This is a genomic window from Erythrobacter sp. EC-HK427 (assembly GCF_902498745.1).
In the GTDB taxonomy this organism is placed as follows: domain Bacteria; phylum Pseudomonadota; class Alphaproteobacteria; order Sphingomonadales; family Sphingomonadaceae; genus Alteraurantiacibacter.
In genome coordinates this window covers 1,885,958-1,911,053 of the sequence record NZ_LR701479.1, presented here as the reverse complement: position 1 = coordinate 1,911,053, position 25,096 = coordinate 1,885,958, and the positions used below count along the sequence as shown (strand labels likewise).

Here is a 25,096-nt window from a genome sequence, read left to right as displayed (position 1 = left end):
TTTTCCGTACAATTTCCGTTAGTCAGCAAGCATCCCCGGCGGAAATAGGGTGTCACAAGTGCCGGGGAAGCCCCGCACTTACGCCCGCCTTTGCTCGCAAGCAAAGGTTACTTGCGAAATTACACGATGGCTAACGCCCGACATTGGTCGCAGCCGCAGCCCCGCCGCCGGTTTCGGGCAGCACCTGCAACTGCCAACCCGGCTGCGCCAGATAACGCTGCGCCAGCGCCTGCATTTCCTCCACCGTCGCCTCGTCATAGTCCGAGTAGATGCTCGGCAGATAGGCCAGCCGGTTGGGATCGAAAGCAGCTCCCGCCAGCTCGCGCAGCCAGAAGGTGTGCCCCGTTTGCGCGCGGGTGAGGAACTGGCGGGTCGGCTCCACCGCACGTTCCAGCTCGTCCTGCGTCGGGCCGTTCGCCGCAAGATCGGCGGCGATGGCCTGCGCTTCGGCGAAGAACACCGGCGCCAAAGCAGGTTCGATCTGCACCAGCGCGAGGATCACCCCGCCGCTGTCGATGTCGAGCGGCCAGTTGGACGTGGCGAAAGGCGCATAGGATGCGCCCGCGCGCTCGCGCAGATTGTCGATCAGCCGGTTGTTAAAGATCTGCGCCAGCAGGTCGAGCTTGCGCGCTTGCACGATCCCTTCTGACCCACCGCCGGTGGGCCACGCCACCAGCGCGGCGGCCTGATCGCTGTCGCCGGTATGGGTGAGCGTGCGCGGCGCGCCGCCTTGCGCGGGGAAGCCGACCCCGCGTGCGGCGATTTCTGCCGGAACCGGCTCGCGCCGCTCCATTGCCCCGAAGGTGCGCCCCAGCGCGGCAATCGTTGCCTCTGTGTCGATATCGCCGAACACCAGCACTTCGATCTGTCCCTGCGCCAGCAGCCGTTCCCACACCGCGCGGAAGCCCGCGGGTGTCGCCTGCTCCAGCTCGGCGGGTGTGGGGGTGGCATAGCGCGGGTCTTCGCCGCGCAGCAGCCAGTCGAGATCGCGGTTGAGCACACCGTTGGGGTCTTGGTTATAGCTGTCATAGGCCAGCCGCGCCGATGCCCTTGCGCGCTCGACCGGAGCCGGATCCCAGCTCGGCATCGCCAGCTTGGCGGCGAAGAGATAGAGCTGCTCTTCAAGGTCTTCCTGCCGCGTCAGCCCCTGGAAGGTGAAGGCGCCATCCTCGATAGAAAAGTCGAACCCGACTTTGAGATCGGCAGCCAACCGGTCGAGATCGTTCTGGTCGAGCGGGCCGATACCGCTGTTGAGCAGCGCGGCGGGCGCGAGTTCAGCATAGATCGCCTCACCTTCCTCGAACGCCTGCCAGCCCGCACCAAAGCGGACGTGCACGGTGACGCGGCCGGGCTCGTTATCGCGGTCCATAATCAGCGCGCGCACGCCATTGGCAAACTGGATGCCCTGCACGCCCAGCACGCCCAAGGGGCGCACGCTGACCGGCTGCGCGGGCGTGCCGATGGGCGGCAGGTCGGCAAAGTTGATCGCCTCGCCATCGTCGCGCGCGCCGGCATTGGCCAGCACCGGCGTTTGCAGGGCGCGGCGCAGATCGGCAACACTCACATCGCGCGGCCCCGGCGCCAGCGCGACGGCGCGGATGACTTCGCCTTCGAACAAAGCCTGCGTGGCCGCCAGCACATCGGCGGGGTTGAGCTGCGGGCTGAGCGCGCGGTACATTTCGAGGACGTTTTCGGGCGCGGTCACCGCCTCGCGGATATCCACCGCCAGCAGGATCAGATCGGCCAGTTCGGAACCCGACTGGATATCGGCCTGCCCGACCATGTCCGAAAAGCTGACATCGACCATCGCGGCAATCTGGTCGATTTCGGCCTGCGAGGGCGGCTCTGCCAGCGCATCGGCGATCACCGCGCGCACATCTGTTAACGCGGCTTCCCAGTCATCGGTGAGCGGCGTGACGGTCACGAAGGTTGCATCGATCGAGCGGCCGATTTTCTGCCGCGCTGCGCCCGCCGAGAGGTATGAGCCGCCCGCCCGCGCTGCGTTTTCCAGCCGCAGATTGATGATCTGGAGACCGATAGTGCTCAACATATTGCCCTGATTGTATTCAGGGCTGTCGAACACCGGTTCCCACGGGCGGACAATCGCATAGGTCATCGCGCGCGGCAGGCCGGGTTCGACCACCACCGCCACTTCGCCCACCGGATTGGCCGGATCGGCTTCGGCAGGCGCAACTGGCCTGCCGAAATCGGGCGCGGGGGTGAGCGGGCCTTCGCCCTGCCATCCGGCGAAATGCCGTTCCACCGTGCTTGCCAGCACCAGCGGATCGGCATCGCCGACCAGCACCACGACCGCGTTTTCCGGACGATACCAGCGCGTATGGAAGGCCTGCACCGCCTCCGCCGTTGCGCCCTGCAAGGTCTCGACCGTGCCGATGGGGCTGCGGTTCGCATAGGGTTGCCCGGCAAAGAACACGGCAGACGTCGCATCCGAAATGCGCCGCGCCGCCCCTGCCTGCTCGCGCCGCTCGCTCAGCACGATGGGCACATCCTGCGCCAGGTTTCCGGCGGACAAAACGGGCGCAATCACCATGCCCGCAAAGCGCCGCACGCTGTCATCCAGCGTGGCGCGGTTGGCATTGGGCAGGTTGAGATTGTAGCTGGTCGAATTTGGCGTGGTGCGCGCATTGGTATCGAAGCCGAAGCTCGCGCCCAGCCGCTGGAAATGCGGGATCGCCTCACCGGGGCCGAATGTGGCACTTTCGCGAAACACCATATGTTCGAGCAGGTGCGCAAAGCCGCGCTCGCTGTCTTCCTCGTGCAGCGAACCGGCATCGATATGCACGCGCAGGCTCATCTGGCACGGCGGCACGTCATTCTGCCGCACGGCATAGCGCAGGCCGTTGGGCAATTCGCCGAACAGCCACTGCTCGTCCACCGGAATGCTGGCATTTTCGTACAGCCACGGATTGTCCGACTGGAGATAAAGCGGCGCATCCTCTGCCCCCGCTTCGATGACACAGTCGTAGTTTTGCGCCAGCGCCGGAACAGGCGCGAGCAGAGCAAGGGGGGCGAAAGCGAGGAAAGCGCGCAGGATCTTGGGCATGATGTGCACCTGATAGCGCAGGAATGAAGGCTTGGTGAATGGTAACTATGATTCCTGCCAGCAAAGCAAATATTGCTTCCTTGCCGCTTGGCCACCGCGCCCCTAAATACCACCTATGTTTATCGAAACCGAAACCACACCCAACCCCTCCACGCTCAAATTCCTGCCGGGCCGCGAAGTCATGGCCAGCGGCACGCGCGATTTCGCCTCGCCCGAGGAAGCCGCCGCCAGCCCGCTGGCGCAGACCCTGTTCGATACAGGCGAAGTGACGGGCGTGTTCTTCGGCTACAATTTCATCAGCGTAACCGCCGCCCCGGGCGTGTCATGGAGCGACCTGAAGCCACAGGTAGTTGCTGTTTTGCTTGATCATTTCGTGTCCGAAGCACCGCTTTTCGCTGGCGGCGATGCCAGCGGGATTGCGGTTCCGGCCGAAGACGAAGCGGGCGAAATCGGCAACGACGAGGGCACCGAAGATATCGTCGCGCAAATCAACGAGCTGATCGAAACCCGCGTTCGTCCCGCCGTTGCCAGCGATGGCGGCGATATCCGTTATCGCGGTTTCCGCGACGGGGTGGTGTTCCTGCAAATGCAGGGCGCGTGCTCGGGCTGCCCCAGTTCGACCGCAACGCTTAAGCACGGGATCGAGGGACTGCTGAAGCATTACGTGCCCGAAGTGAAGGAAGTGCGCGCCGCCTGACCGCGTCGCCCTGCATGATCCTTCTTCCAACGCGGAGCCTTTCCGATGACCGACACCCTCTCCGACGCTGCCCTCGATCTGATTTTCCGCGAAGCGCGCAGCTACAACGGCTGGCTCGACAAGCCGGTGAGCGAGCAGCAAATCCACCAGATTTACGAACTCATGAAAATGGGCCCGACCTCGGCCAACCAGCAGCCGGGGCGTTTCGTCTGGGTGCGGTCGGAAGAGGCCAAGCAAAAGCTCGCTGATTGCGCTTCGGACGGCAACAAGGACAAGATCCTCGGCGCTCCCGTCACCGTCATCATCGGCTATGATCTCGATTTCCACGAGCAGCTTCCCTGGCTCTTCCCGCATACCGACGCGAAAAGCTGGTTTGCCGGGGACGAGAATACGCGCCGCGAAAGTGCCTTCCGCAATTCGGTGCTGCAAGGCGCTTATCTGATGATCGCCGCTCGCGCTTTGGGCCTCGACTGCGGGCCGATGTCGGGTTTCGATCAGGACGCCACCACCCAAGCCTTCTTCGCCGACCAGCCGCGCGTGCGTGCCGACTGGCTGTGTTCGATCGGCTATGGTGACCGCGCGAGCATTTTCGACCGCAGCCCGCGCCCGGAATTCGCTACCTTTAACAAACTCGCCTGACCGTCTAACGCGCGCAGGCGATGCGGTTACTGGCAATAGATTGCGCGACCGAGGCGTGCTCGGCGGCCCTGTTTGACGGCACTGTCCGTATCGATGGGCGGTGCGAAGTGCTGGGGCGCGGCCATGCCGAACGGCTGGTGCCGATGATCGCGGAATTGCCCGATAAGGGGCGCGCGGACAGGATTGTCGTTTCGCTTGGCCCGGGCAGCTTTACCGGCGTGCGGATCGGCATTGCAGCAGCGCGCGCACTGGGGCTGGCGTGGGGCGCGCAGGTGCTGGGCTATCCGACGCTTGAACTCGTCCGCGCCCGAACATGGCAGCCCATGCCGCGCGCGGTCACGGTCTGCATGAATGGCGGGCATGGCGAGTATTTCGTCCAGAACTTCGCCGCCGGCGGCAGCGCGGAGGACGCGGTGCAATCGCTCAGTCCAGCAGAGGCCGCAAAAATTGCCCGGCACAAGGTGATTGCTGGCAATCGCGCGCAAGAGCTGGCTGACCTTATCGGCGACAACCGCCTCGCGCTCAACCTGCTGCCCGATGCCAATTACGCGAACCTGCTCCACGAAACCCGCCTGACGGCTGACCTCACTCCGATCTACGGACGCGCACCCGATGCCAAGCCGCAGGTAACGCGGCCATGAGCGACGATCCGGTCGACGCCATCATGGCGGTGATGCAGACCGCCTTCGATTCCCGCTTTGGCGAGGCGTGGACGCGGCGGCAGGTTGCCGATGCGCTCCTCTCTCCGAGCACGCATTTTCTGCTGTTCGGGCAGGCCGAGGGCGAGCCGCTCCGTGCCGCGCAGACCACCGGCTTCACCATGTCGCGCCATGTGGCGGACGAGGTGGAACTGCTGCTGATCGCGGTGCGGCCCGATTGCCGCGGGCAAGGCTTGGGCCGTTCTATCATGCAGCAGTTTCTGGCCGATGCCTACGAACGCGGAGCGCGCAAGGCCTTCCTTGAAATGCGCGCGGGCAATCCTGCCGAACATCTGTATCGCACCTGCGGTTTCCAACAAATCGGTGTTCGCAAAGGATATTATCGCGGCGCAGTTGGCGGGCCAATCGATGCGATTACTTTTGGCCAGACGATCTGATTAAAGTAAACATCCGCTAACCGGCGCGATTACCGCAACGCACTTCGTCGAAAATCTCTGGTAAACTGCCTAGGAAACCCTTGCCCCGCCTTCGGCAATCGGCCAAAGCGCGCACCAACCGTTCTCCAAGTATAAGGAACGGGCAATATTAGGGTTCGCAAGGTCATAGAGGTGACAATGGAAAATACACAAACCGAAACCAACGAAATGCTCATCACGCTGACGGCCGATATCGTTACGGCGCACGTGGCGAACAACAATGTCGACGGGGAAACGCTGCCCGCGCTGATCCAGAACGTCTACGGCGCGCTCGCCACACTTGGCCAGCTTAGCGTCGTCGAGGAAAAGCCCGTACCGGCGGTGCCGATCCGTTCCTCGGTGAAGAACGAGTACATCGTCTGCCTGGAAGACGGCAAGAAGATGAAAATGCTCAAGCGCCACCTGATGACCGCTTACGGCATGACTCCGGAAGACTATCGCGAGCGTTGGGGCCTGCCCGCCGACTACCCGATGGTCGCCCCCGCCTACGCCGAAAAGCGCCGCGAACTGGCGAAGAAGATCGGCCTTGGCCGCAAGCCCGGCCAGACGCGCGGCCGCAAGAAAGCGGCGAAGTAAACGCGCCATTCGATAAGCCTGTCCCGAAGGTTCCTCGGGGCGGTGCTTGAGTGAAACGCCCTGCGCCTTTATGGCTGCGGGGCGTTTTCCTTTTACGGCCCCTTGCGGTTGCAGCAGAAGCAGGCAAATACAGCACAATGATCGATCTCGAAGCTCTTTGCGCCGAACGCGGCCTGCGTATCACCGATCAACGGCGGGTGATCGCCAAGGTGCTGTCCGAAAGCGACGATCATCCCGATGTCGAAAAGCTGCACGAACGCGCCAGCGCGGTCGATCCGAAAATTTCGATCGCCACCGTCTACCGCACCGTGCGCCTGTTCGAAGAGGCGGGCATTCTCGACCGGCATGATTTCGGCGACGGCCGCGCGCGGTATGAACCCGCACCCGAAGCGCACCACGATCATCTGATCGATGTGGAAACCGGCAGGGTGGTCGAGTTCGTCGATCCGGAGTTGGAAGCGCTCCAGCGGCAGATTGCCGAAAAGCTGGGCTATCGCCTCGTCGACCACCGGATGGAGCTCTATGCCGTGCGGCTGGACCGCGAAGAGAAAAGCTGAGCGCACCCCTATGGCGCCATCGATCCCCTACCCCACCGCGAAGATTTCGCCGCCGGGTTACGTGCTGATCGGGTTCCGCCTGATCCTGATGCTGCTTCTGCTCATCGTCTGCGTGCCCTTGCATTATCTGTGGAAGCTGCTCGGCCTCGACCGGATGTGGCCGCGCGTCTTCCTCACCTGCGTCGGCGCGGTTGCGGGAATTCACCTTCGGCGGCGCGGCAAGCGGGTGCCCGGCGCGCTGCTGCTCGCCAATCATGTGACGTGGATGGACATTCCGGTGCTCGCCCAAGCCGCCAACAGTGCCTTTGTCGCGCATGACGGGCTGGCCCAGTTCGGCCTGCTGAAATGGCTGTGCGAGATGAACGAGACAGTGTTCGTCGCCCGCCATGATCGCAGCAGTGTCGGCGAACAGAAAGAGGCCGTGCGCGCCGCAATGAACCATGGCGGCACGTTGACGCTGTTTCCCGAAGGAACGACTTCCGACGGGACAGGCCTGTTGCCGTTCAAATCCTCCCTGCTCGGCGCGCTGGAGCCGCTGCCCGAAGGCGCGGTGGTGCAGCCCGTGCTGATTGCTTACGAGGATGTGCCCGACATCAGCTGGATCGGCGAAGAGGCGGGGCTCGACAATTTCAAGCGCATCCTCGCGCGGCTGAAACCGGTGCGGGTGGATGTGCATTTCCTCGCACCGCTGGCTGGAGAGGCGCTAAAGAACCGCAAGACAATGACCGCAGCGGCGCAAAGGGCAATTGCGGGGGAGATGGCGAGCAGTCGCTAAAACCCGCGAAGCGGAGATTGGCTCAGGCAAATACACCTCAGATAAAGAAGGAGTGGAGCGCGGTCACCGGCAGGCCGATGGCCATGATTGCGATGCTTCCCCAGCCGATCATCGCGCTTTCCCGCTGCCGTTTCGCGGCACCCAGCGTCAGCACGATTGCCCCAAGTGCGCCGCAGCCCCAGACGAGTGCCAATGCGGGGTAGGAGCTGTCGAAAGCAACAAAAAGCCCGACGGTAAATATCGCGAAAACGAAGCCGATGATCAGCTGCGCCATTTCGCTTCCTACAAGGATGAGGAGGTTGAGAAGGATGAAGGCGACGATCAGCGATCCCCAGACCTTGGCGGCGGAGGAGGTCTCGATCGGGTTGCCGTTTTCGAAATCGTCAAGATAGGCCATCGCTTGGGACTTAGTTGCATTTTCTTGCAATTGCGTTTGCACGACAAACTCGGACTATCCGACCACGATTGAACATGCAGGGACTTTCGCTTAAGCGCCCTCCCCATCATGAAACCGACCGACACTCCCCAAGGGGCCCCGCGCACTTACCGGGTCAAAAGCTTCGGCTGCCAGATGAACGTCTATGATGGCGAGCGGATGGGCGAATTGCTTGAGGCCAAGGGCATTACGCCCGCCGCCGACGGCGAGGATGCCGATCTGGTGGTGCTCAACACCTGTCATATCCGCGAGAAAGCAACCGAGAAGGTCTATTCCGATGTCGGGCGTCTGGTGAAAGCCGGGCGCGCGGCGGGCAAGAAGTCTATGATCGCCGTCGCAGGCTGCGTCGCGCAGGCCGAGGGTGAGGAGATCATGAAACGCTCGCCCGGCGTTGGCATGGTGGTCGGCCCGCAGGCCTATCACCGCTTGGGCGACATGGTGGACCGGGCGGCGCGCGGCGAACGCTCGACCGACACCGATATGCCCGAAAACAACGCCAAATTCGGCGCGCTGCCCGCTCGCCGCAGGGTGTCGCCCAGTGCGTTCCTCACCGTGCAGGAAGGGTGCGACAAGTTCTGCACCTATTGCGTGGTTCCCTATACGCGCGGCGCGGAAATCTCGCGCCCCTACGCCGAACTGGTCGAGGAAGCGAAGCGTTTGGTGGAAGCGGGCGCGCGCGAGATCACGCTGCTCGGCCAGAATGTGAATGCGTGGCGCGGCGAGGACGACAAGGGCCGCAGCACCGGCCTTGACGGGCTGATCAAGACGCTCGCTGCCATCCCCGATCTGGCGCGCATCCGCTACACCACCAGCCACCCCAATGACATGACCGACGGCCTGATCGCCGCGCATGGCGAGGTCGACAAGCTAATGCCGTATCTGCACCTCCCTGTGCAGAGCGGGAGCGACCGTGTGCTCAAGGCCATGAACCGCAGCCACACGGCGGAAAGCTATCTCAAACTGCTCGACCGTTTCCGCGCGGTGCGCCCCGATATCGCATTGTCGGGCGATTTCATCGTCGGCTTCCCCGGCGAGACCGAGGCGGAGTTCGAGGACACTTTGCGCATCGTTGACGCGGTGCGCTACGCCGCCGCCTTCAGCTTCAAATACTCGCCCCGCCCCGGCACGCCCGCCGCCACGATGGACGGCCAGATCCCGGTGGAAGTGATGGACGAACGCCTGCAACGCCTGCAAGCCGCGCTGAACCGCGACCAGCTCGCCTTCAACGCGGCGAGCGTCGGCAAGACCTGCGACGTGCTGATCGAGCGCAAGGGCCGCAAGCCCGGCCAATGGCTGGGCAAATCGCCCTGGCTGCAATCGGTGTTCTTCGATAGCGAACTGGCCATCGGCGACATGGTGCGCGCCGAACTGGTCTGTGCCGGGCCGAGTTCGTTGCAGGGCCGGTTGCTGGAAACTGTTACGGCATAGGAACCGGGTGAATCGGGCTGGCCTCGGTCAATATCGGGACACCCAATTGGTCGGCTGCAATTTCGGGCTGCATAGTCGGGTTGAGCGGATATCTCTCGCCATCAAACCGCATGATGACATGATGACACGGGGTAATACCACCGCCGCAGACGAAAATGGTCAGGTCGCGCCAGCCATTGGTGGTGCTATCCAGCACCGTGATTGGTGGTCGGGCTATTGTTGAGCCTGAGATCTTGCTGAACCCGTTTTGGTTGTCGCCATAGACACGAAAACTGCATCCGCCTGAGCCGCAAAACATCGTCGAAAGAACAAGTATCTCGTTTCGCCCATCATCGTTGAGATCGATTTGCCCGCCAAGGAAACCGGGAGTCCAATGACGCTGTAAGTTCTCGCTGACCTGCTGATCGATTCCGTCAACTTCAAGCGCTGCAATTGCAGCAATCTGCTCCGCTGAAAGTGCAAAACGTTCGTCGGGTTCTCCATGGCGCCCGGCCCGATCCAATTCGACCTGCGGAGCACCAAACACGGTCCCGTCTGGGTCTGGGCCTTCCCAAACCTCGGCTCGCGACGAGGTCGGGCTGGCATTACTGTTTGCCGGAACGTCCGCGCCGCAGGATGCAGCCAACATTGCAAGTATTGGAACAGCCAACCGCATTATAACCCCCGCTCTCTCACGCTAGATATCATGCCAGCTTACGCCACTGGCCTGAATGACAAGTGGATGACTTTCCACCGCCAACCGCGCCCCGCCCGCTTGCCAGTCGCGCTGTGGCGCTTACATTCGCCATGTAAGACCAGCGAAAGGACTCGGCTCCCACCCACATGGCTCGCAAAGCTCACCGGAACGGCACCCACGCCGCCACCATCGCCCATCCCGAAACCCGCCACGACCATTCGCGGCGCGCACGGATCGAAATCGGGTTTGACGAACAGGCTGTGCTCGGCGCGCTCTTCGGGCAGTTTGACGCCAATCTGGTGCAGATCGAAAACCGGCTGGGCGTGTATATCGCCGCGCGCGGGGACAGGGTGGTGATCGAGGGCGTGGCGGATGATGTGGCGCGGGCGCGCGATGTGCTTGTCAAAATGCACGAAAAGCTGGTGACGGGCGAGGAACTGGATGCAGGCGCGATCGATGCGCTGATCAGCATGGCGGATGAACCGACGCTGGAAGGCATTATCACGGGCGATGCCAAGGCTCCGCCGATCATGATCCGCACCCGCAAGAAGACGATCACGCCGCGCAGCGCGATGCAGGCCGACTATATGCGCCAGCTCGCCAGCCGCGACGTGATCTTCGCGCTCGGTCCGGCAGGCACGGGCAAGACCTATCTGGCGGTGGCGCAGGCGGTCAGCCAGCTGATCACCGGTTCGGTGCAGCGCCTGATCCTCTCGCGCCCGGCGGTGGAGGCGGGCGAAAAGCTCGGCTTCCTGCCCGGCGACATGAAGGAGAAGGTCGATCCGTACCTGCGGCCGCTCTACGATGCGCTGTATGATACGATGCCGCCCGAACAGGTCGAGCGGCGGCTGGCCAGCGGCGAAATCGAAATCGCCCCCATCGCCTTTATGCGCGGGCGGACATTGGCCGATGCCTTCGTCATTCTCGACGAAGCGCAGAACACCACGAAGGAACAGATGAAGATGTTCCTCACCCGCTTCGGCCAGAACAGCCGCATGGTGGTGTGCGGCGACCCGAGGCAGGTCGATATCCCCGGCGGCGACCGGATGAGCGGCCTCGCCGATGCGGTCGAGCGGCTCGAAGGCGTCGAGGGGATCGGCGTCACGCGCTTCACCGTCGCCGATGTGGTGCGCCACCCGATCGTGGGGCGGATCGTCGAGGCGTATGAGGGCGAGGATGCCCTACCGTAACTCTCGCTCGTCGTCCCCGCGAAAGCGGGGATCCCGCTTTACTTCATGACAGGCGGTTGGGTGTATATGATGAGCGACCGGTATCGCGGCGGCATCTACACCGGCGTTACGGCCACTCTCGCGCAACGTGTGACCGATCACCGCGAGGGCAAGGGGTCAAAGTTCGTTGCGAAATACGGCTTCAATCGATTGGTCTACATGGAATGGCATGACCGGATCGAAGAGGCGATTGCGCGCGAGAAGGCGATCAAGAAATGGCGGCGCGCATGGAAGATCGAATTGATCGAAACAATGAACCGCGATTGGGATGATTTGTATGAAAACCTCAACACTTGAGTTAGCGGGGCCCCCGCTTTCGCGGGGGTGACGATTAGGGTATGAACCTCGAAATCGACATCGAAGACTGGCCCGAGGGTGATTGGGAAGCCCTCGCCGCCTCCGCTGCTTTGGCCGCTGCTCAGGTCACGCCGGAACTGGCGAACCCGCGCTTCGTCACCAGCGTGCTCTTCACCAGCGACAGCGAGGTGCACGGACTCAACCGCGAATGGCGCGGGAAGGACAAGCCGACCAATGTCCTCAGCTTCCCGATGCTGGAGCGCGAGGAGCTGGTGCATCTCGATCCCGATGAAGGCCCGCCTGAAATGCTGGGTGACATCGCGCTCGCTTACGAGACCTGCGCCCGGGAAGCCGCCGACAAGGGCATCGCGCTCAAAGACCATGCCGCGCATCTCGTCGTCCACGGCCTGCTCCATCTCGCCGGTTACGATCACGAAACCAGCGAAGCCGATGCCGAGAAAATGGAAGCTCTCGAAGTGAAGATACTTGCGCTTTTGGGCATTGCCGACCCATATAGCGGTTCCCACGCGGCATAAGGACAAGCGACAGGGCTATGCCCGACCCAGATTCAAGCGACGGCTCCCCCACGGGAGAAGCCGAGAGTAGGAGCGAAAACGGCTCCGGTGGCGGATTGTGGAGCGCGATCCGCAGCCTTATCAAAGGCGATGACGGCCCCTCGCTGCGCGAGCAGCTGGAAGAGGCCATAGACGAGCACGAGGACGAAGCCGCCCGCAATGGCGGCGCGGAAGCGCCCGGCACGGGGGATTTGTCCGCGTTCGAGCTCACCATGCTGCGCAACCTGCTGCATTTCAGCGATCACGATGCCGACGACGTGGCCATCCCGCGCGGCGAGATTATCGCGGTCGATATGGCCGCCAGCTGGGACGAGATGGTCGCGCTGTTTGCTGAGCACGGCATTTCGCGGATGCCCGTCTATCGCGAGCAATTGGACGATGTGATCGGCATGATGCACATCAAGGATGTGTTCGTCTATCTGGCCAACAAAACGCCGCCGCCGGAGGATTGGACAACGCTGATGCGCCAGCCGCTCTATGTGCCGCAGGCGCGCGGCGCCTTGGACGTGCTCGCCGATATGCGCTCGCGCCGGACGCACCTCGCCATTGTGGTGGACGAGTTTTCGGGCACCGACGGGATCATCACCATCGAGGATCTGGTCGAGGAAATCGTCGGCGAAATCGAAGACGAGCATGACGAGGCGCCGACCGAGCAGATCGTCGAAATCGCACCCGGCATCTGGGATGCCGATGCCCGCGCCGAACTGGACGATGTGGCCGAAAAGGTCGGTGATCCGGCGCTCGCCGAGATCGAGGAAGCGGTGGATACGCTCGGGGGCCTCGCCTTCGTGCTGGCGCAAGGCGTGCCGCAACCGGGCACTGTGCTCGATCACCCGTCGGGCTGGCGGCTGGAAGTCACCGGGGGCGACGAGACGCACGTCACCCGCCTGCGGCTGCACGCTCCTGCACCCGAGGATTCCGACGAAGACGAATAGGTGGCGCAAAATGGTGCAACGCAACAGAATTTTGCCCGCACTGCACAATTTCGCTCGACAGCCGCGCGATTGATTGGAACAAAGGGGAATGCGCCGTCTACCGCCCCTTCGCGCCCTGGAGGCCTTCATTCGGACGGTGCGGCTCGGCTCGGCAAGGGCCGCGTCGAACGAGCTGGGCCTTAGCCCCTCGGCGCTCTCGCGGCGAATCAGCAATCTGGAAGATTTCACCGGCAAGAAGCTGTTTTCCCGCTCTGGCCAGACCATGCGGCTGACCGATGAAGGGCGCGCGTTCTACGACGCAGTTGCCCCGCATCTGGAGGCGCTGGCCGCCGCGGTAGAATCACAAAGCGAGAATGTGCAGCTGATGCGCCTGCGGCTGGGCGTGATGCCCCTGTTCGGAACGCAGCGCCTGTTCCCGCGCCTGGGCGAATTGCGCGCCAGCCATCCGCGCCTGCATCTCGATATCGACACCGGCCCGCATCTGGTTGACCGGGTGGGCGATACGCTGGATGCCGCCATCCTGCTCACCACCGAACCGGATCCCAATCTCTACGGCGTGCAGCTCGACCAGAACACGCTCCACGCCATCGCCAATGCCGATATCGCTGCCGAGCTGGGGGATACGCCCGATGCCGCCGCGCTGGCGAAGCAGACCTTCCTCGTCCACACCGATATGCCCAAAAGCCTGGAGGCTTGGAAGACGGCGCTGGGTATCCCGGGGATGCAGCCGTCCGCGATCGACCATTACGATTCGGGCCAGCTGATTCTGGAGGCCGCCGCGCAGAAAATCGGCATTGCCATCATGCATGATGACCATTTGAAGCGGAACAACGATCCGCGGCTGGCGCGGTTGTATGATGTGCGGGTGGAAAGCCCCTATTCCTACTGGTTCATGTGCCGCCCTGCCGATCTGGAAGCGCGGCCAGTGCGCATTTTCCACGATTGGCTGATGAAGGCGGGACTTTAAGAGCCTGCTCAAACAGCCCAATTTCTCCCCTCCCCTTGGGGAGGGGTTGGGGGTGGGGGTTCCACGCCAGTTAGGCCGAACCCCCATCCCAACCCTTCCCCAAGGGGAAGGGCTTTCTTGGGCTCAATATGGAGCGGGACATTAATCCGGATAAACCGCGTCGAGCTGGGCCTGCACCAGCGCTTCGCCAAGGTCGACCACCCGCTCGGCGCAGGCCGTATCGGTCAAGCCGAGACAATCGACCAGCGCGACCATCTGCCGCACGCCATTGCGCCACCATACAACTTCGACTTTCGCGCCGAGCAGCGATGACACGTCAACACGGTATCCCGCGCGGATGCCGTAAATCGGTTCGAGCACGTCCGACTGGCGCAGGGCCGCATCCACCGCCCGCGCCAATCCTGCGTCCTCAACATAGGCGCTAACCGGAACCCCGACGGGCGCATCGTCCAGTTCGCGCGGGGAGCGCGCATCGCCCTGCGCTTCGGGCCGGTCGACGCCGGGATTGGCGCGCAGCGAAAGCCGCGCCTCCGGATCGTCGAAGGCGGCAATCCACGTGAGGCAGTCGGCGAGATTGCGGATCGAATGGTCGCGCCTCGGGTCAAAGCCCGGCTGGCACTCGAGCGAAAAGGTCACATCAGGCGGCGCGTTACCGAGCGTGCGCAGCGAGGCCAGCCAGTCGCCGCGCTCGGTCACCGCCGTGCGGTCAAACGCATCGTCGCGAAAGCCGGTGAAGCGCGGGGCGTTGTTGAACACGAGCGAGCGGGTGACGTAATCGCCCGCATCGCTGATCGGATGGTCGGTCACATGATGCGCGATCCCGCCGCCCAGCGAATGGCCGGTAACAGTCAGCATCGCGCCCTCGCCCCCGCCCTCCTGCATCTGCACAAAGACCTGCCGGGCAGACGTCAGCCCGCGATCATTCTGCAAGCCGACGATATTGCCCAGCACCCAGTCGGCGGCATTGGGCTCGGTGCCGCGATAGGCGATGATCGTTTCGACCAGCGTGTCCCCGTCATACCGGTCGAACACCACGAAGTCGTAACCCACCGCATCGGATGGCAGCGGCTCGCGCTGCACGATGTCGCCCGGCAGCGTGTAGCTCTCGTAATCGAGATAGGCATTGCTCGACAGCTGCGCGTAGAGCCAGCTGCGCTGTGCGAGCGCGCGGGTGTCCGCGTTCCAACCTGCGACCGGATCGCTGCCGCCCCGGTCAATGGGAGTGACGGTGGTGCAGCCGCCCGCAAGAGCGGCTGCCCCCATTGCGGACGCCAGAGCGCCCGCGCGGATCAAGCCACGCTGGCTTTCACGATTTTGCCCGGGGTGGCGGGCGGCTCGCCCTTGGGCAGCGCGTCGATATGTTCCATGCCGCTCTCGACCTCGCCCCAAACGGTGTATTGCCGGTCAAGGAAGCGGGCGTCGTCAAAGCAGATGAAGAACTGCGAATTGGCGCTGTTCGGGTCTTGCGTGCGGGCCATCGAGCAGACGCCGCGCACGTGCGGGGTATCGTTGAATTCCTGCGCCAGATTGGGCTTGTCCGATCCGCTCATCCCGGTGCCGGTCGGATCGCCGCCCTGCGCCATGAAGCCGGGGATCACGCGGTGGAACACCACGCCATCGTAAAAGCCTTCCTTGGCCAGTTCGGTAATGCGGGCGACGTGGTTGGGCGCGACATCGGGCCGCAATTTGATGACCACATCCTTGGCCTCCCCGTCTCCGGTATCGAGCGTGAAGGTCAGCTTTTCATCGGCCATTTGGCATTCTCCTTTGGGTGTTGCGCGTGGATATAGGGGACTGCGGGCCAATGTCACCCCGCCAAAGCCGGTTCGCTGCTTGCTTTTGCCCGCCATCTGCATAGACCGCTCCCCATGGCCGATACCGATCTGCGCGAACTGGATGCCGACACGCCCAATCAGGGCGAAGGGGCGCAGTTTGACGAGGAGAACCGGTTGCGGCCGCAATTCGTCCGACAAGTCATCGACAGTCTTGATGACGACAATGAAGACAGCACTTACGACCTCGTCGAACCGCTGCACCCTGCCGACATTGCCGACCTTTTCGAGCTGATCGAGCGCGAATATCGCGGGCCACTGGCCGCCGCCATCACTGATCTGATGTCGAGCGAAGTGATTGCCGAGCTCAACGACTATGTGCGCGAGGACATGGTGGAGGCGCTGCCCGCCGCCGCCATCGCGGGCATTGTCGAACAGCTCGATACCGATGACGCCGTCCAGCTGATCGAAGACCTCAACCAGGCCGACCAGCGCGCCATTCTGGCCGAGATCGAAGCGGAAGACCGCGCCGCCATCGAAACCGCGCTCGCTTATCCCGAGGAAACCGCCGGTCGCCTGATGCAGCGCGAGCTGGTGGCCGTGCCCGAAAGCATGACGGTGGGCGACCTGATCGACTATCTGCGAAAGAACGACACGCTGCCGACCGATTTCTGGGAAGTGTTCGTCGTCGATCACCGTTACCACCCCGTCGGCACCTGCCAGCTTTCGTGGATCATGCGCACCCCGCGCAGCGTCGCGCTGGCGGATGTGATGCAGCGAGACCAGACGCTGATCCCGGTCGATATGGACCAGGAAGAAGTCGCGCTGCGCTTCCAGAAATACGCGCTCATCTCTGCCGCGGTGGTGGACGAGAACGGGCGGCTGGTCGGCCAACTGACGGTCGATGACATCGTCCACATCATCCAGGAAGAAGCGGACGAGGACGTCATGCTGCTGTCCGGCGCGGGCGATGGCGACATTAACGAGCCGCTGCGCGATGCCTATTCCGCGCGCGTGCGCTGGCTGATCGCCAATCTGGGCACGGCAGTCGTCGCATCCTCGATCATCGCCTTCTTCGGCGCGGCCATCGAGCAGCTTGTCGCACTCGCCGTGCTGATGCCGATTGTCGCCAGCATTGGCGGCAATGCGGGCACGCAGACCATGGCGGTTACGGTGCGCGCTATCGCCATGAACCAGCTGACTGAATCGAACACCGGGCGGCTCGTGCTGCGCGAACTCAAGGTCGCGCTGATGAACGGGGCGACCATCGCGGTGCTGATCGGCGCGGCCACCGCGCTGATTTTCACCCCGCCACTGGGCGCAGTGATTGCGGCGGCGATGGTCATCAACATCATCATATCGGGCATGGCGGGCGTGCTGGTGCCGGTGGCGTTCGACCGGATGGATCAGGACCCGGCGGTGGCCAGCAGCGTGTTCGTCACCATGATTACCGACTCGATGGGCTTCTTCGCCTTCCTCGGCCTTGCGGTGGCGAGCGGTTTGGTGACGATGTGACTGTTGCACATCGCGCAACCTGATACACCTGTTACACAGTCCTGGGGCAAAGTTTTTGGCCGGGCAAAGTGCGGCAAGAAGGCCCGGATCTGTTTGGAATCTGGTCGTGTTGCGCATTGATAAAGGGGTTTCACACCGGTGCGCGTGTAGGAAAGCCCCTGCACACTTCACGCCTAGACCTGGGCGAGCAAGCCATACCGCCACAAGCCGACCTTGAGACCCGCGTGCCCACGGCCCACATACTCCCCATGCCACTCCACCTGACCAAGATCGCCTTCGGCGCGCAGTCCTTTGCCGATATCGAGAGCTGGTATGCGGGCCGCCGCAGCCCGTTTCTCACCACCCGCTATCGCCCGACGCGGTGGGAGGAGTGCATCGGCGGCTCGCTCTACTGGATTCACGAGCACAATATCGTTGCCCGCTCGGTCATCACCGGTTTCAGCCAGACCGATACCGGCCGCTGGCGCATCGAGTTGGAGCCGCGCCTGATCCGCGTGATGCCGCGCCCCAAGCGCGCGCATCAGGGATGGCGCTATCTGAAAGGCGAACCGCCGCGCGATTTGACTGAGGGCGAGGAGACAGGCGACATCATTCCCGGCAGGCTCGCCGGAAAGCTGGAGCGGTTGGGCCTGATTTAAGCGCATATCGCCATCCGCCGTGGCGCAGGCAGGACGGACGGAGCGCGCAAGGCCAGCCCAGCCGTCGCCGCTTAATCCTGCCTAAAGGTGCGCTCTGCTATCCGCTCACGCGAACGCTGCAAGACGGCGTTGTGAAAGGATATTTATGAAGTTTGTCGCCACCCTCGCCGCCGCTGCCGCGTTTGCCATCCCTTCGGCTGTCGCCGCGCAGGACGCACCGGTAACGCAGGAGGCTCCGGCTCCGACGATCAGTGTTTCGGACACCGAGCTGACCGAGTTTGTGACGGTTGCCATCGAGACGCAGGCCATCCGGAGCAATACGGATATGGCTGAAGCGGACAAGCAGGCTGCCATGCTCGCGATCATCAACGCGTCCAGTATCACCCCCGCGCGTTTCACCGCGATTGTCGAGGCGATCCCCAACGATCCGGCGTTGCAGCAGCGCGTGCAGGTCGAAGTTGCCGAGCAAATGGCGCAGCGCCAGACCCGCTAAAGCGGGTTCAGGCGCCCGCTGGCGGCTGCTCCGGACACATCAGCGTCAGCACTTCGGCGTCGAAATCATAGGTGATGCTGGCGCAATGGCCGATTGTGTCCATGCCGATATACATGCGTTGGCGCGGCATATCGCCGGTATTGGCGGTGACCACGATCTCGTCGGGATCGGGCGCTTCTTCGGAAATGCTGTCGGCATTGCCATGATCGGCCACGCGCACGGCGATATTGCGGATTTCCAGCTCGCCGAGGAATAGAGGCTGGCTCAATGTGAGCGTGCGTACCGGCCTGTCGACAAGATAGAGCACCGGAATCTCCCGCGCTTCGCCGGTGAAATAACCGCCGCGATCCTCGGCAATAATGCGCCCGCCGGTGGCGCTCACCAGCGTTTCCGGCCGGTCGAAGCTGAAAGCGACATGGATCGGCACGCCGCCCGCTTCGAGCACGGTGCCCGTCAGGCTGCGCCCCATGCGCACTAGCGGATAGGTGAGCGCACGATCACCCGGCGCATCGTCGCGCAGCCGCAACACGACGCGTTCCTGCGGAAAATGGCCGGGGCTCACAACACCATCCGCGCCTTCTACCACCTGGATATCGCTATACGCCGTGCGGCGGCGGAAGGTGCCGCCCTGCATCCGGTAGCGCACCGTATCGGTACTGAAGGGCAATTCGGTGGAACCGATGACATAGACGAAGCCGAACATGCTAGGCTCCAGCCCCAGCCGTTCGGCAGTATCGCCGTTAACCGTCACGGCAGACACGGCATCGGGCGCAATCAGCATCCGCACCGGCTGATCGTTGATGGTAATGTCAACCGGCTCGCCCGCGCGCGCTTCCAGCGTCAGCTCCTCCAGATCGACCCGCTGGGCGTGGGCTGGATAGGCCGCAAGCGTTGCGACAGCGGCAAGAAAGGCGGTCAATTTCATGGATTTTCGCTCCCCGGAATATGTGAAGGCGAGCCATGCCAAACGCGCCTGAACGCACAATGTATTGGGCAGTCTAAGCCGCTGCTTCCCGCGCGGCAATCTGGCGGAAGGCGTCGACCAGCGCCTCGGGTGGCTGCGCGCCTTGCAGCGCGTATTTGCCCGCCACCACGAAGGTCGGCACGCTGGAGAGCCCTGCCTCGCGCGCGCGGCCCTGTTCCACCCGCACCGCCATTTCCAGCGTCGGATCGGCCAGCGCCTCTGCCGCGCCCTCGGCCCAGAGCCCTTCGACGCCGCCCGCAATCTCGCACAACACCGCCGAATCGGAGACATTGCGGCGCTGGCGGAAATGCGCATCGAACAGCGCGAGCTTGAGCGCGGTCTGCGCCGCTTCGCCCCGATAGGCGAAGGCCCAACGCAGCAGCTTGTGCGCGGCAAACGTGTTCCACATCATCGGTTCGGGCGCTGGACTTTCGCCGCCGGTGTAATCGAGCGGAAAGCCCGCCTCGCGCGCGGCATCGCGCATCTTCGCCACCGCTGCGCGGGCATCCTCGGGCGGATAGCCGTAGACGCTTTCCATCCGGTGTTGCAGCGTGGTGCCCGCTGGCGGTATATCGGGATCGAGTTCGAACGGCATCCAGCGCAAGGCCAGATCAAGTTCGCCCGCCAGCATATCCCGCGCCTTGGTGAAATGGGCATAGCCCACCGCGCACCACGGGCACATCACATCCGACCAGATATCGACCTGCATGGCTATTGCCCCTCCTCCAGCCACCATTCGAGCAATGTGCGGGCAATAGCCTCACGCGGCGGCGGGAGGAAGCTGGTGGACTCGCGGCCCTTGGCCACGGCCTCTTCGCATTCGGCGCGGGTGAACCAGCGCACGTCTTCCAGCTCGGTTGTGTCGATGGTGATCGCCGGATCATGGGCATAGCCGTGGCAGCCGATCATCAGGTTGGAAGGGAACGGCCAGGGCTGGCTGGCGACGTAGGACACATTGCGCACCCGCACGCCCGCTTCCTCCCACGTTTCGCGCGCCACCGCCTCCTCGATGCTCTCGCCCGGCTCGACAAAGCCCGCGAGCGCCGAATAGGCACCCTTGGCCCAATGCGCGCCGCGCCCCAGCAGGACGGAGCCCTGATGCTCGACCAGCATGATGGCGACAGGATCGGTGCGCGGGAAGTGCTGCGCGTTGCAGCCTGTGTGGGTGCATCCGCGCTGCCAGCCACCCTTGGCCAACGCGGTCGGTGCGCCGCAATTGGCACAGAAACGATGGCGCGCGTGCCAGTCGGCAAGGCTCCTCGCGCCGGCATAAATCGCCAGATCGCGCGGCGGCAGCGCCATCACCAGCGCGCGGTTCGCGCCCTGTTCGTAAGCCGGGCGGGTGTCGCCTGCCTGGGGCACAGGGACGAATAGCGGCACCCCGTCCTTCAGGCCGAGATAGATGCGCTCACCCTCCCCCGCTTTGGCGAGCGGCGTGTAGGTCAGCCCTGCATCGCCCATTACCGGGATCAGCCCGTCCATCGCCAGCAACACCGCATCCGCCCGCGCTGCCGCGGCGGCAAGGCGCGCGGGATCGGCGCGGGTGTGATCGTCACGGTCTATGCCATGACCGGTCAGTGCAGGCGTGCGCAGCGCCATCAGGATGCGGCCATCGCCGTCCAGTCCTGCAACACGATGCGCGGGAATTGCGCCTGCACCTGCAGGCTTTCGGCAGGCATATATTGCGTCATCAGCGTCATCCGCAGCTCCAGCCCGGTGTGCACCATGCCCACCGTGCCCGCCGCGCCCGCCCAGCCGAACAGCCCCGCGCTCTCGCCCGTGCCAACCAATCCGCCCGCGCCAAAGCCATAGCGGTTGCCTTCGGTGGTGAACTCGCCGCCGCTCACCAGCGTATCGGGGAAGAGGTTGCCGGTGGCGATCCGCACCGTCTCTGCCTCCATCACCCGCGTCCCTTCGATCACTCCGCGCCCGACCAGCATCTTGAGGAAACGGTCATAATCGCGCGCGGTCGAAACCAGCCCCGCGCCGCCATAATGGAACACCGGCTCCTGCAAATAGACCGACTGGCTTGCCGGATCGAGCGGCAGCGGCATCCCGCCCATCAGGAAGTAGTTCGTGGTGAGGCGCGAGACATCGGCGCGCGGCACGCGGAAGCCGGTGTCGCTCATGCCGCAGGGGGTGAAAATGCGTTCCTGCAGGAAGCTGGCAAAACTCTGCCCGCTGACCAGTTCGATGACATAGCCGAGCAGATCGAGGCTGACTGAATAGCTCCACCGCCGCCCCGGCTGGAGCACCAGCGGCAGCGTGGCCAGCCGCTCGGCAAACTCAGCAAGGCTGGGAGCCATATCGACATCGAAGAAGGCGCGGGCCAGCTCCAGATTGCTGACTTGCCCCGGCGCGAGGCCAAGGCGCATATATTCGCGCTGGATCGGCCCCTGTTGCACCACGTTGTAACCCAAACCGGCGGTGTGGGTCAGCAGGTGGCGGATGGTGATCTGCCGCTCTGCCGGTTCCAGATTGTCACGCGTGATCGGCCCGTCATATTGGCGCTGCACCTGCATATTGGCGAATGCGGGGATGATATCGGCAAGCGGCGTGTCGAGCGTGATCAGCCCGTCCTCCACCAGCATCATCGTGGCGATGCCGGTGACCGGCTTGGTCATCGAATAGATGCGGTAGATCGTGTCCTGATCGACAACGCCCGGCTGCCCGAAAGCGCGCGGCCCGCGCGCAACGTAATCGGGCGCTTCTTGCTGCCGGCCGACCGCCGCGATCATATTGGCGACCTGCCCGCCGCGCACATAGGTATCGATCCAGCGCGCCAGCTCCGGCCAGTTCTGCGCTGCCTGCGCGAAAGCCGCTTGGCCAAAAGGAAGCCCCATGGCCGCAGCCCCCGCGCCAAACATGGCGGTGCCACGCAAGGCCGAACGGCGGGACAGAGGAGTTGCAAGAAGCGCGTGAGACATGGGGAAAGCTCTCCAAAGATCGTTTGTGGCGGGATAGCACGCGCTTTCCCGGCTTCAACCTCGGTAAAGACGACCAAGGCTGAATGGTGCTTGAAAATGCCTACTGTGTTATTTATGTAAAACACATGATGAACATCCTCGCTTTCCTTATCGGCCTGCTCTCGCTCGTCATCGTCATCCCGGCGCAAATCCCGTTTCTCGGCGCGCTCAACTGGTTCGCCCTGCCGCTGATCGTGGTGGGCGTGGTGATCGGACAACTGTCGAGCAGCAATAGCGGTCGCAATTTCTGCCTCGTGGTCGGCCTGATCGCCGCCGTGCGCCTGATGCTGGGCGGCGGGATTTTCTAGGCGCTGACGATCCGCGCAGCCTTCGCAAACAGCGTAGGCAGGCCTGCGTCTTCGATCGTCTTTACCGGCCACCACTCGCCCTTGCCTTCGGGCTGGGTCGAATCTCCGGCATAGGCCACTACGCTTAGCTCAAAGTCGAAATGGGTGAAACTGTGGCGGACGACGCCCGCCGCTCTCCACGCGCCTTGCAGCGGAGGCTCGCCATGGCCGTCGCCCTTGGCTGACCAGCCGTCATCGGGCAGGCTGCGCATTCCGCCGAGCATTCCGGTGCCGGGGCGTTGGACAAGCCAGACCTCGCGCCCCGTCTCGCCGCCCTCTTCGCCAGCGCGCTCGATCCAGAAGGCGGTGCCCGTGCGTTTGGGCTTGGCTTTCTTGGCAGCCTTCACCGGCAGGCGCAGCGGATCGCCGCTCGCCCTGCCCGCGCAATCCGCGCTGAGCGGGCAGAGCAGGCATTTCGCATCGCGCGCGGTGCAGATCGTTGCGCCCAGATCCATCATCGCCTGCGCGAAGTCTCCGGCGCGAGTATCCGGCGTGATTGCATCGGCCTGTGCGCGGATAGCCCTGCGCGCCCCCGGCAAAGGCTCGGCAATCGCGAACAACCGCGCCACCACCCGCTCGACATTGGCGTCGACCACCACCGCCCGCTCGCTAAAGGCAATCGCGGCAATGGCGGCCGCTGTGTAGTCGCCAAGCCCGGGCAGCCTCTTCAGCTCCACCTCGCTGCGCGGAAAACCGCCCATCCCGGCCACGGCCCGCGCGCATTTCACCAGATTGCGGGCGCGCGAGTAATATCCCAGCCCCGCCCACGCCGCCATCACCGCCTCTTCCGGAGCCGCCGCCAGAGCCGCCACGTCGGGCCATGTCGCCACAAACTTTTCGAAATAGGGTTTCACCGCCGCGACGGTCGTTTGCTGGAGCATGACTTCGGACAGCCAGACGCGATACGGCTCCATCGGCGGCGCACCGGGCGGCGCGCGCCAAGGTAAAGCGCGCGCATGGGCATCGTACCAGTCGAGAAGTGTGTCGGATATGGTGGCGGTCACGCGGCTCCTATGGCATGGAGCCGATGCTCATGGAACGTGATGATCCACCCAAACCGGGGAAGCCTGCCCCCAAAGCTGCTGCGAGCAAAGCGGGGGACAGCCCTGCGAACAACAATGTCCGCCGCATCGGCTCGGCGCGCAAGAGCAAGGTCAAGCCTTACGAACGTCCGCGCGGCGGTCCGGCCAAGCAGGTATCCGACCTGGTGCCGCAAATCGGCCGCGCCGCCTTTCGCCGCTTCGGCTTTGTACAATCCTCGGTCGTCACCCGCTGGCCGGAGATCGTCGGCCCGATCCATGCCAAGGTCTGCGCGCCCGAGGCGATCCGCTTCCCGATAGGCGAGAAGAGCGATGGCATATTGCAGCTCGTCGTGCTGCCCGCCCATGCCCCGCTGATCCAGCACGTCCTCCCCGAGATCATCGAACGGGTGAACCGCTTTTTCGGTTACAAGGCGGTGGCCAAAATCAAGATGCGGCAAGGCGCGGTTCAGCCGCCATCTGCTGAAGGCAGGCGCGCGGCTCCGCCTTCGTTGAAGCCCATTCCGATGGACCTTGGCGAAGGCTTGCGCGATATCGGCGATCCGGAACTGCGCGCCGTGCTCGAATCACTGGCGCGCTCGGTCGCGCATAAGGAGGAACAGGACCAATGATACGCTGGGCATTCGCGGCCATCGCCGCGCTGGCCGTCACCCATGCGCCCGCTGCCGCGCAGGACTGGAACACAGTCTACGAGCAAACCGCACAGGGCCACCGCATCGGCTTTCCGGATGCGGAGATCCAACTGATCGAGTTTTCCAGCTACACCTGCCCGCATTGCGCCAGCTTCGAGCAGGAGAGCGAGGCCGAGCTCAAATATTTCTACGTGCATGAAGGTCTTGCCAGTTTTGAAGTGCGGCATCTCATTCGCAATATCGTGGATGTCGCCGCCGCGATGGTGGCCGAATGCGGGCCGGACGAGAACTTCTTCGGCAATCACCGCGCGCTGCTGGTGACGCAGGCTGACTGGCTGGCGCGCGCACAGGCGCTCACCCCCGCACAGCAGCAACGCTGGAACAGCGGCACCGTGCCTGCACGACTGCGCGCGATTGCCGATGATCTGGAATTTTACGAGCTGATGGAGCCGCGCGGCTATTCGATCACGCAAATCGACCAATGCCTGAACGATCCCGCCCGCGCCGATGCGCTGGTGGCGGCATCGCAGGCCAATGCGGCGGAATATGACGTGCCCGGCACGCCTGCCATCGTGCTCAACGGCACGCTGCTGGAAGGCGTGCACAGCTGGCCGCGCCTGCGCGAAGTGTTGATCGCCCTCACCACACCGCCGGAGGTGAATATCTTCGACTGATACGGATGAAAGAGGGGGACAAGCCTGTGCAAAAGCGCCGATATCCGGCCCCGCGGCGCTTTCCCCATT

At 63.7% G+C, this 25,096-nt stretch carries 29 protein-coding genes; 19 read left to right on the top strand and 10 right to left on the bottom strand.

The window, feature by feature from the left end:
• Positions 1 to 130 precede the first annotated feature (130 nt).
• The gene (locus tag GC121_RS09405) at positions 131 to 3,064 is read right to left on the bottom strand and encodes a pitrilysin family protein (RefSeq protein WP_151974038.1); all 2,934 of its coding nucleotides are present in this window, start codon (positions 3,062 to 3,064) and stop codon (positions 131 to 133) included.
• 115 nt (positions 3,065 to 3,179) lie between these two features.
• On the opposite strand from GC121_RS09405, the gene GC121_RS09400 reads away from it, so the two are divergent.
• The 7 genes from GC121_RS09400 (at position 3,180) to GC121_RS09370 (ending at position 7,443) form a co-directional block, all read left to right on the top strand.
• Positions 3,180 to 3,761 carry a NifU family protein gene (locus tag GC121_RS09400; RefSeq protein ID WP_151974037.1) on the top strand — a complete coding sequence of 194 codons (582 nt, stop codon included), beginning with the start codon at positions 3,180 to 3,182 and terminating at the stop codon, positions 3,759 to 3,761.
• 45 nt (positions 3,762 to 3,806) lie between these two features.
• Positions 3,807 to 4,400 (top strand): malonic semialdehyde reductase, encoded by a 594-nt coding sequence (locus GC121_RS09395; protein WP_151974036.1) that lies wholly within the window; start codon positions 3,807 to 3,809, stop codon positions 4,398 to 4,400.
• 20 nt (positions 4,401 to 4,420) lie between these two features.
• Complete coding sequence (gene tsaB, locus GC121_RS09390) at positions 4,421 to 5,041, top strand: tRNA (adenosine(37)-N6)-threonylcarbamoyltransferase complex dimerization subunit type 1 TsaB (protein ID WP_151974035.1); 621 nt, start codon at positions 4,421 to 4,423, stop codon at positions 5,039 to 5,041.
• Entirely contained in the window at positions 5,038 to 5,496 is a 459-nt protein-coding gene (locus tag GC121_RS09385) for a GNAT family N-acetyltransferase (protein ID WP_151974034.1), read from the top strand. Before tsaB ends, GC121_RS09385 begins: the two co-directional genes overlap by 4 nt.
• Positions 5,497 to 5,673: 177 nt before the next feature.
• On the top strand, positions 5,674 to 6,111 hold the full coding sequence (locus tag GC121_RS09380; protein WP_151974033.1) for a MucR family transcriptional regulator: 438 nt from the start codon (positions 5,674 to 5,676) through the stop codon (positions 6,109 to 6,111).
• A 137-nt stretch (positions 6,112 to 6,248) separates the two neighbouring features.
• A complete protein-coding gene (locus tag GC121_RS09375; RefSeq protein ID WP_151974032.1) occupies positions 6,249 to 6,668 on the top strand; it encodes a Fur family transcriptional regulator in 420 nt (139 codons plus the stop codon).
• Between the two features lie 10 nt (positions 6,669 to 6,678).
• Positions 6,679 to 7,443 carry a 1-acyl-sn-glycerol-3-phosphate acyltransferase gene (locus tag GC121_RS09370; RefSeq protein ID WP_151974031.1) on the top strand — a complete coding sequence of 255 codons (765 nt, stop codon included), beginning with the start codon at positions 6,679 to 6,681 and terminating at the stop codon, positions 7,441 to 7,443.
• A 37-nt stretch (positions 7,444 to 7,480) separates the two neighbouring features.
• Here GC121_RS09370 and GC121_RS09365 read toward each other — a convergent pair whose 3' ends face one another.
• On the bottom strand, positions 7,481 to 7,840 hold the full coding sequence (locus GC121_RS09365; RefSeq protein WP_151974030.1) for a hypothetical protein: 360 nt from the start codon (positions 7,838 to 7,840) through the stop codon (positions 7,481 to 7,483).
• A gap of 108 nt (positions 7,841 to 7,948) precedes the next feature.
• Between GC121_RS09365 and miaB the strand changes: the two genes are divergently transcribed.
• A complete protein-coding gene (gene miaB, locus GC121_RS09360; RefSeq protein ID WP_151974029.1) occupies positions 7,949 to 9,307 on the top strand; it encodes a tRNA (N6-isopentenyl adenosine(37)-C2)-methylthiotransferase MiaB in 1,359 nt (452 codons plus the stop codon).
• Here the strand turns inward: miaB and GC121_RS09355 are convergent.
• Positions 9,297 to 9,962: a hypothetical protein gene (locus GC121_RS09355; RefSeq protein WP_151974028.1), complete on the bottom strand. Its 666-nt coding sequence runs from the start codon at positions 9,960 to 9,962 to the stop codon at positions 9,297 to 9,299. The two genes, miaB and GC121_RS09355, sit on opposite strands and share 11 nt — an antisense overlap.
• A 167-nt stretch (positions 9,963 to 10,129) precedes the next feature.
• On the opposite strand from GC121_RS09355, the gene GC121_RS09350 reads away from it, so the two are divergent.
• The 5 genes from GC121_RS09350 to GC121_RS09330 all read left to right on the top strand — a co-directional run bounded on the left by GC121_RS09350 (position 10,130) and on the right by GC121_RS09330 (position 13,986).
• Positions 10,130 to 11,173, top strand: a complete 1,044-nt coding sequence (locus tag GC121_RS09350; protein ID WP_151974027.1) for a PhoH family protein — start codon at positions 10,130 to 10,132, stop codon at positions 11,171 to 11,173.
• Between the two features lie 45 nt (positions 11,174 to 11,218).
• Complete coding sequence (locus tag GC121_RS09345; RefSeq protein WP_151974026.1) at positions 11,219 to 11,509, top strand: GIY-YIG nuclease family protein; 291 nt, start codon at positions 11,219 to 11,221, stop codon at positions 11,507 to 11,509.
• A gap of 41 nt (positions 11,510 to 11,550) precedes the next feature.
• Positions 11,551 to 12,045, top strand: coding sequence for an rRNA maturation RNase YbeY (gene ybeY / locus GC121_RS09340; RefSeq protein WP_151974025.1), 495 nt, complete (start codon positions 11,551 to 11,553; stop codon positions 12,043 to 12,045).
• Between the two features lie 17 nt (positions 12,046 to 12,062).
• Positions 12,063 to 13,019, top strand: coding sequence for a hemolysin family protein (locus tag GC121_RS09335; protein WP_151974024.1), 957 nt, complete (start codon positions 12,063 to 12,065; stop codon positions 13,017 to 13,019).
• Between the two features lie 88 nt (positions 13,020 to 13,107).
• On the top strand, positions 13,108 to 13,986 hold the full coding sequence (locus GC121_RS09330; RefSeq protein WP_151974023.1) for a LysR substrate-binding domain-containing protein: 879 nt from the start codon (positions 13,108 to 13,110) through the stop codon (positions 13,984 to 13,986).
• Between the two features lie 141 nt (positions 13,987 to 14,127).
• On the opposite strand, the gene GC121_RS09325 is transcribed toward GC121_RS09330, so the two are convergent.
• Complete coding sequence (locus tag GC121_RS09325; protein ID WP_151974022.1) at positions 14,128 to 15,249, bottom strand: hypothetical protein; 1,122 nt, start codon at positions 15,247 to 15,249, stop codon at positions 14,128 to 14,130.
• Positions 15,250 to 15,275: 26 nt separating this feature from the next.
• Positions 15,276 to 15,740: a peptidylprolyl isomerase gene (locus tag GC121_RS09320; protein ID WP_151974021.1), complete on the bottom strand. Its 465-nt coding sequence runs from the start codon at positions 15,738 to 15,740 to the stop codon at positions 15,276 to 15,278.
• Between the two features lie 114 nt (positions 15,741 to 15,854).
• Between GC121_RS09320 and mgtE the strand changes: the two genes are divergently transcribed.
• The 3 genes from mgtE (at position 15,855) to GC121_RS09305 (ending at position 18,404) form a co-directional block, all read left to right on the top strand.
• Positions 15,855 to 17,273 carry a magnesium transporter gene (gene mgtE, locus GC121_RS09315; RefSeq protein ID WP_151974020.1) on the top strand — a complete coding sequence of 473 codons (1,419 nt, stop codon included), beginning with the start codon at positions 15,855 to 15,857 and terminating at the stop codon, positions 17,271 to 17,273.
• Between the two features lie 248 nt (positions 17,274 to 17,521).
• Positions 17,522 to 17,911: a DUF1489 family protein gene (locus GC121_RS09310; protein ID WP_151974019.1), complete on the top strand. Its 390-nt coding sequence runs from the start codon at positions 17,522 to 17,524 to the stop codon at positions 17,909 to 17,911.
• Positions 17,912 to 18,056: 145 nt separating this feature from the next.
• Positions 18,057 to 18,404, top strand: coding sequence for a DUF4168 domain-containing protein (locus GC121_RS09305; RefSeq protein WP_151974018.1), 348 nt, complete (start codon positions 18,057 to 18,059; stop codon positions 18,402 to 18,404).
• A 7-nt stretch (positions 18,405 to 18,411) separates the two neighbouring features.
• Here the strand turns inward: GC121_RS09305 and GC121_RS09300 are convergent, their stop codons facing one another.
• From GC121_RS09300 to GC121_RS09285, 4 genes are all read right to left on the bottom strand, one after another.
• On the bottom strand, positions 18,412 to 19,329 hold the full coding sequence (locus GC121_RS09300; RefSeq protein ID WP_151974017.1) for a hypothetical protein: 918 nt from the start codon (positions 19,327 to 19,329) through the stop codon (positions 18,412 to 18,414).
• Positions 19,330 to 19,402: 73 nt separating this feature from the next.
• A complete protein-coding gene (locus GC121_RS09295) occupies positions 19,403 to 20,077 on the bottom strand; it encodes a DsbA family protein (RefSeq protein ID WP_199857814.1) in 675 nt (224 codons plus the stop codon).
• 2 nt (positions 20,078 to 20,079) lie between these two features.
• Positions 20,080 to 20,967: an NAD(+) diphosphatase gene (nudC, locus tag GC121_RS09290; protein ID WP_151974015.1), complete on the bottom strand. Its 888-nt coding sequence runs from the start codon at positions 20,965 to 20,967 to the stop codon at positions 20,080 to 20,082.
• Positions 20,967 to 22,211 (bottom strand): serine hydrolase, encoded by a 1,245-nt coding sequence (locus GC121_RS09285; RefSeq protein WP_234421184.1) that lies wholly within the window; start codon positions 22,209 to 22,211, stop codon positions 20,967 to 20,969. The genes nudC and GC121_RS09285 overlap by 1 nt, the downstream gene beginning before the upstream one ends.
• 209 nt (positions 22,212 to 22,420) lie before the next feature.
• Here GC121_RS09285 and GC121_RS09280 point away from each other — a divergent pair, with 209 nt between their 5' ends.
• Positions 22,421 to 22,642 carry a hypothetical protein gene (locus tag GC121_RS09280; protein ID WP_151974013.1) on the top strand — a complete coding sequence of 74 codons (222 nt, stop codon included), beginning with the start codon at positions 22,421 to 22,423 and terminating at the stop codon, positions 22,640 to 22,642.
• Here GC121_RS09280 and GC121_RS09275 read toward each other — a convergent pair.
• Positions 22,639 to 23,685, bottom strand: coding sequence for an A/G-specific adenine glycosylase (locus GC121_RS09275; RefSeq protein WP_234421182.1), 1,047 nt, complete (start codon positions 23,683 to 23,685; stop codon positions 22,639 to 22,641). The genes GC121_RS09280 and GC121_RS09275 overlap by 4 nt on opposite strands.
• Positions 23,686 to 23,714: 29 nt before the next feature.
• Between GC121_RS09275 and GC121_RS09270 the strand changes: the two genes are divergently transcribed.
• Positions 23,715 to 24,332 carry a DUF721 domain-containing protein gene (locus GC121_RS09270; protein WP_151974012.1) on the top strand — a complete coding sequence of 206 codons (618 nt, stop codon included), beginning with the start codon at positions 23,715 to 23,717 and terminating at the stop codon, positions 24,330 to 24,332.
• The gene (locus tag GC121_RS09265) at positions 24,329 to 25,027 is read left to right on the top strand and encodes a thioredoxin domain-containing protein (RefSeq protein WP_151974011.1); all 699 of its coding nucleotides are present in this window, start codon (positions 24,329 to 24,331) and stop codon (positions 25,025 to 25,027) included. Before GC121_RS09270 ends, GC121_RS09265 begins: the two co-directional genes overlap by 4 nt.
• Positions 25,028 to 25,096 lie beyond the last annotated feature (69 nt).

Coding starts and splice junctions, on each gene's coding strand:
- GC121_RS09295 (WP_199857814.1), bottom strand. CDS start 20,077: ATGCAGGTCGATATCTGGTCGGATGTGATGTGCCCGTGGTGCGCGGTG.
- GC121_RS09320 (WP_151974021.1), bottom strand. CDS start 15,740: ATGGCCGATGAAAAGCTGACCTTCACGCTCGATACCGGAGACGGGGAG.
- GC121_RS09395 (WP_151974036.1), top strand. CDS start 3,807: ATGACCGACACCCTCTCCGACGCTGCCCTCGATCTGATTTTCCGCGAA.
- mgtE (WP_151974020.1), top strand. CDS start 15,855: ATGGCCGATACCGATCTGCGCGAACTGGATGCCGACACGCCCAATCAG.
- GC121_RS09375 (WP_151974032.1), top strand. CDS start 6,249: ATGATCGATCTCGAAGCTCTTTGCGCCGAACGCGGCCTGCGTATCACC.
- GC121_RS09335 (WP_151974024.1), top strand. CDS start 12,063: ATGCCCGACCCAGATTCAAGCGACGGCTCCCCCACGGGAGAAGCCGAG.
- GC121_RS09265 (WP_151974011.1), top strand. CDS start 24,329: ATGATACGCTGGGCATTCGCGGCCATCGCCGCGCTGGCCGTCACCCAT.
- GC121_RS09350 (WP_151974027.1), top strand. CDS start 10,130: ATGGCTCGCAAAGCTCACCGGAACGGCACCCACGCCGCCACCATCGCC.
- GC121_RS09280 (WP_151974013.1), top strand. CDS start 22,421: ATGATGAACATCCTCGCTTTCCTTATCGGCCTGCTCTCGCTCGTCATC.
- GC121_RS09270 (WP_151974012.1), top strand. CDS start 23,715: ATGGAACGTGATGATCCACCCAAACCGGGGAAGCCTGCCCCCAAAGCT.
- GC121_RS09300 (WP_151974017.1), bottom strand. CDS start 19,329: ATGAAATTGACCGCCTTTCTTGCCGCTGTCGCAACGCTTGCGGCCTAT.
- nudC (WP_151974015.1), bottom strand. CDS start 20,967: ATGGCGCTGCGCACGCCTGCACTGACCGGTCATGGCATAGACCGTGAC.
- GC121_RS09380 (WP_151974033.1), top strand. CDS start 5,674: ATGGAAAATACACAAACCGAAACCAACGAAATGCTCATCACGCTGACG.
- miaB (WP_151974029.1), top strand. CDS start 7,949: ATGAAACCGACCGACACTCCCCAAGGGGCCCCGCGCACTTACCGGGTC.
- GC121_RS09345 (WP_151974026.1), top strand. CDS start 11,219: ATGACAGGCGGTTGGGTGTATATGATGAGCGACCGGTATCGCGGCGGC.
- GC121_RS09365 (WP_151974030.1), bottom strand. CDS start 7,840: ATGGCCTATCTTGACGATTTCGAAAACGGCAACCCGATCGAGACCTCC.
- GC121_RS09400 (WP_151974037.1), top strand. CDS start 3,180: ATGTTTATCGAAACCGAAACCACACCCAACCCCTCCACGCTCAAATTC.
- GC121_RS09285 (WP_234421184.1), bottom strand. CDS start 22,211: ATGGGGCTTCCTTTTGGCCAAGCGGCTTTCGCGCAGGCAGCGCAGAAC.
- GC121_RS09385 (WP_151974034.1), top strand. CDS start 5,038: ATGAGCGACGATCCGGTCGACGCCATCATGGCGGTGATGCAGACCGCC.
- GC121_RS09370 (WP_151974031.1), top strand. CDS start 6,679: ATGGCGCCATCGATCCCCTACCCCACCGCGAAGATTTCGCCGCCGGGT.
- GC121_RS09355 (WP_151974028.1), bottom strand. CDS start 9,962: ATGCGGTTGGCTGTTCCAATACTTGCAATGTTGGCTGCATCCTGCGGC.
- ybeY (WP_151974025.1), top strand. CDS start 11,551: ATGAACCTCGAAATCGACATCGAAGACTGGCCCGAGGGTGATTGGGAA.
- GC121_RS09330 (WP_151974023.1), top strand. CDS start 13,108: ATGCGCCGTCTACCGCCCCTTCGCGCCCTGGAGGCCTTCATTCGGACG.
- GC121_RS09405 (WP_151974038.1), bottom strand. CDS start 3,064: ATGCCCAAGATCCTGCGCGCTTTCCTCGCTTTCGCCCCCCTTGCTCTG.
- GC121_RS09310 (WP_151974019.1), top strand. CDS start 17,522: ATGCCACTCCACCTGACCAAGATCGCCTTCGGCGCGCAGTCCTTTGCC.
- GC121_RS09325 (WP_151974022.1), bottom strand. CDS start 15,249: ATGGGGGCAGCCGCTCTTGCGGGCGGCTGCACCACCGTCACTCCCATT.
- GC121_RS09305 (WP_151974018.1), top strand. CDS start 18,057: ATGAAGTTTGTCGCCACCCTCGCCGCCGCTGCCGCGTTTGCCATCCCT.
- tsaB (WP_151974035.1), top strand. CDS start 4,421: ATGCGGTTACTGGCAATAGATTGCGCGACCGAGGCGTGCTCGGCGGCC.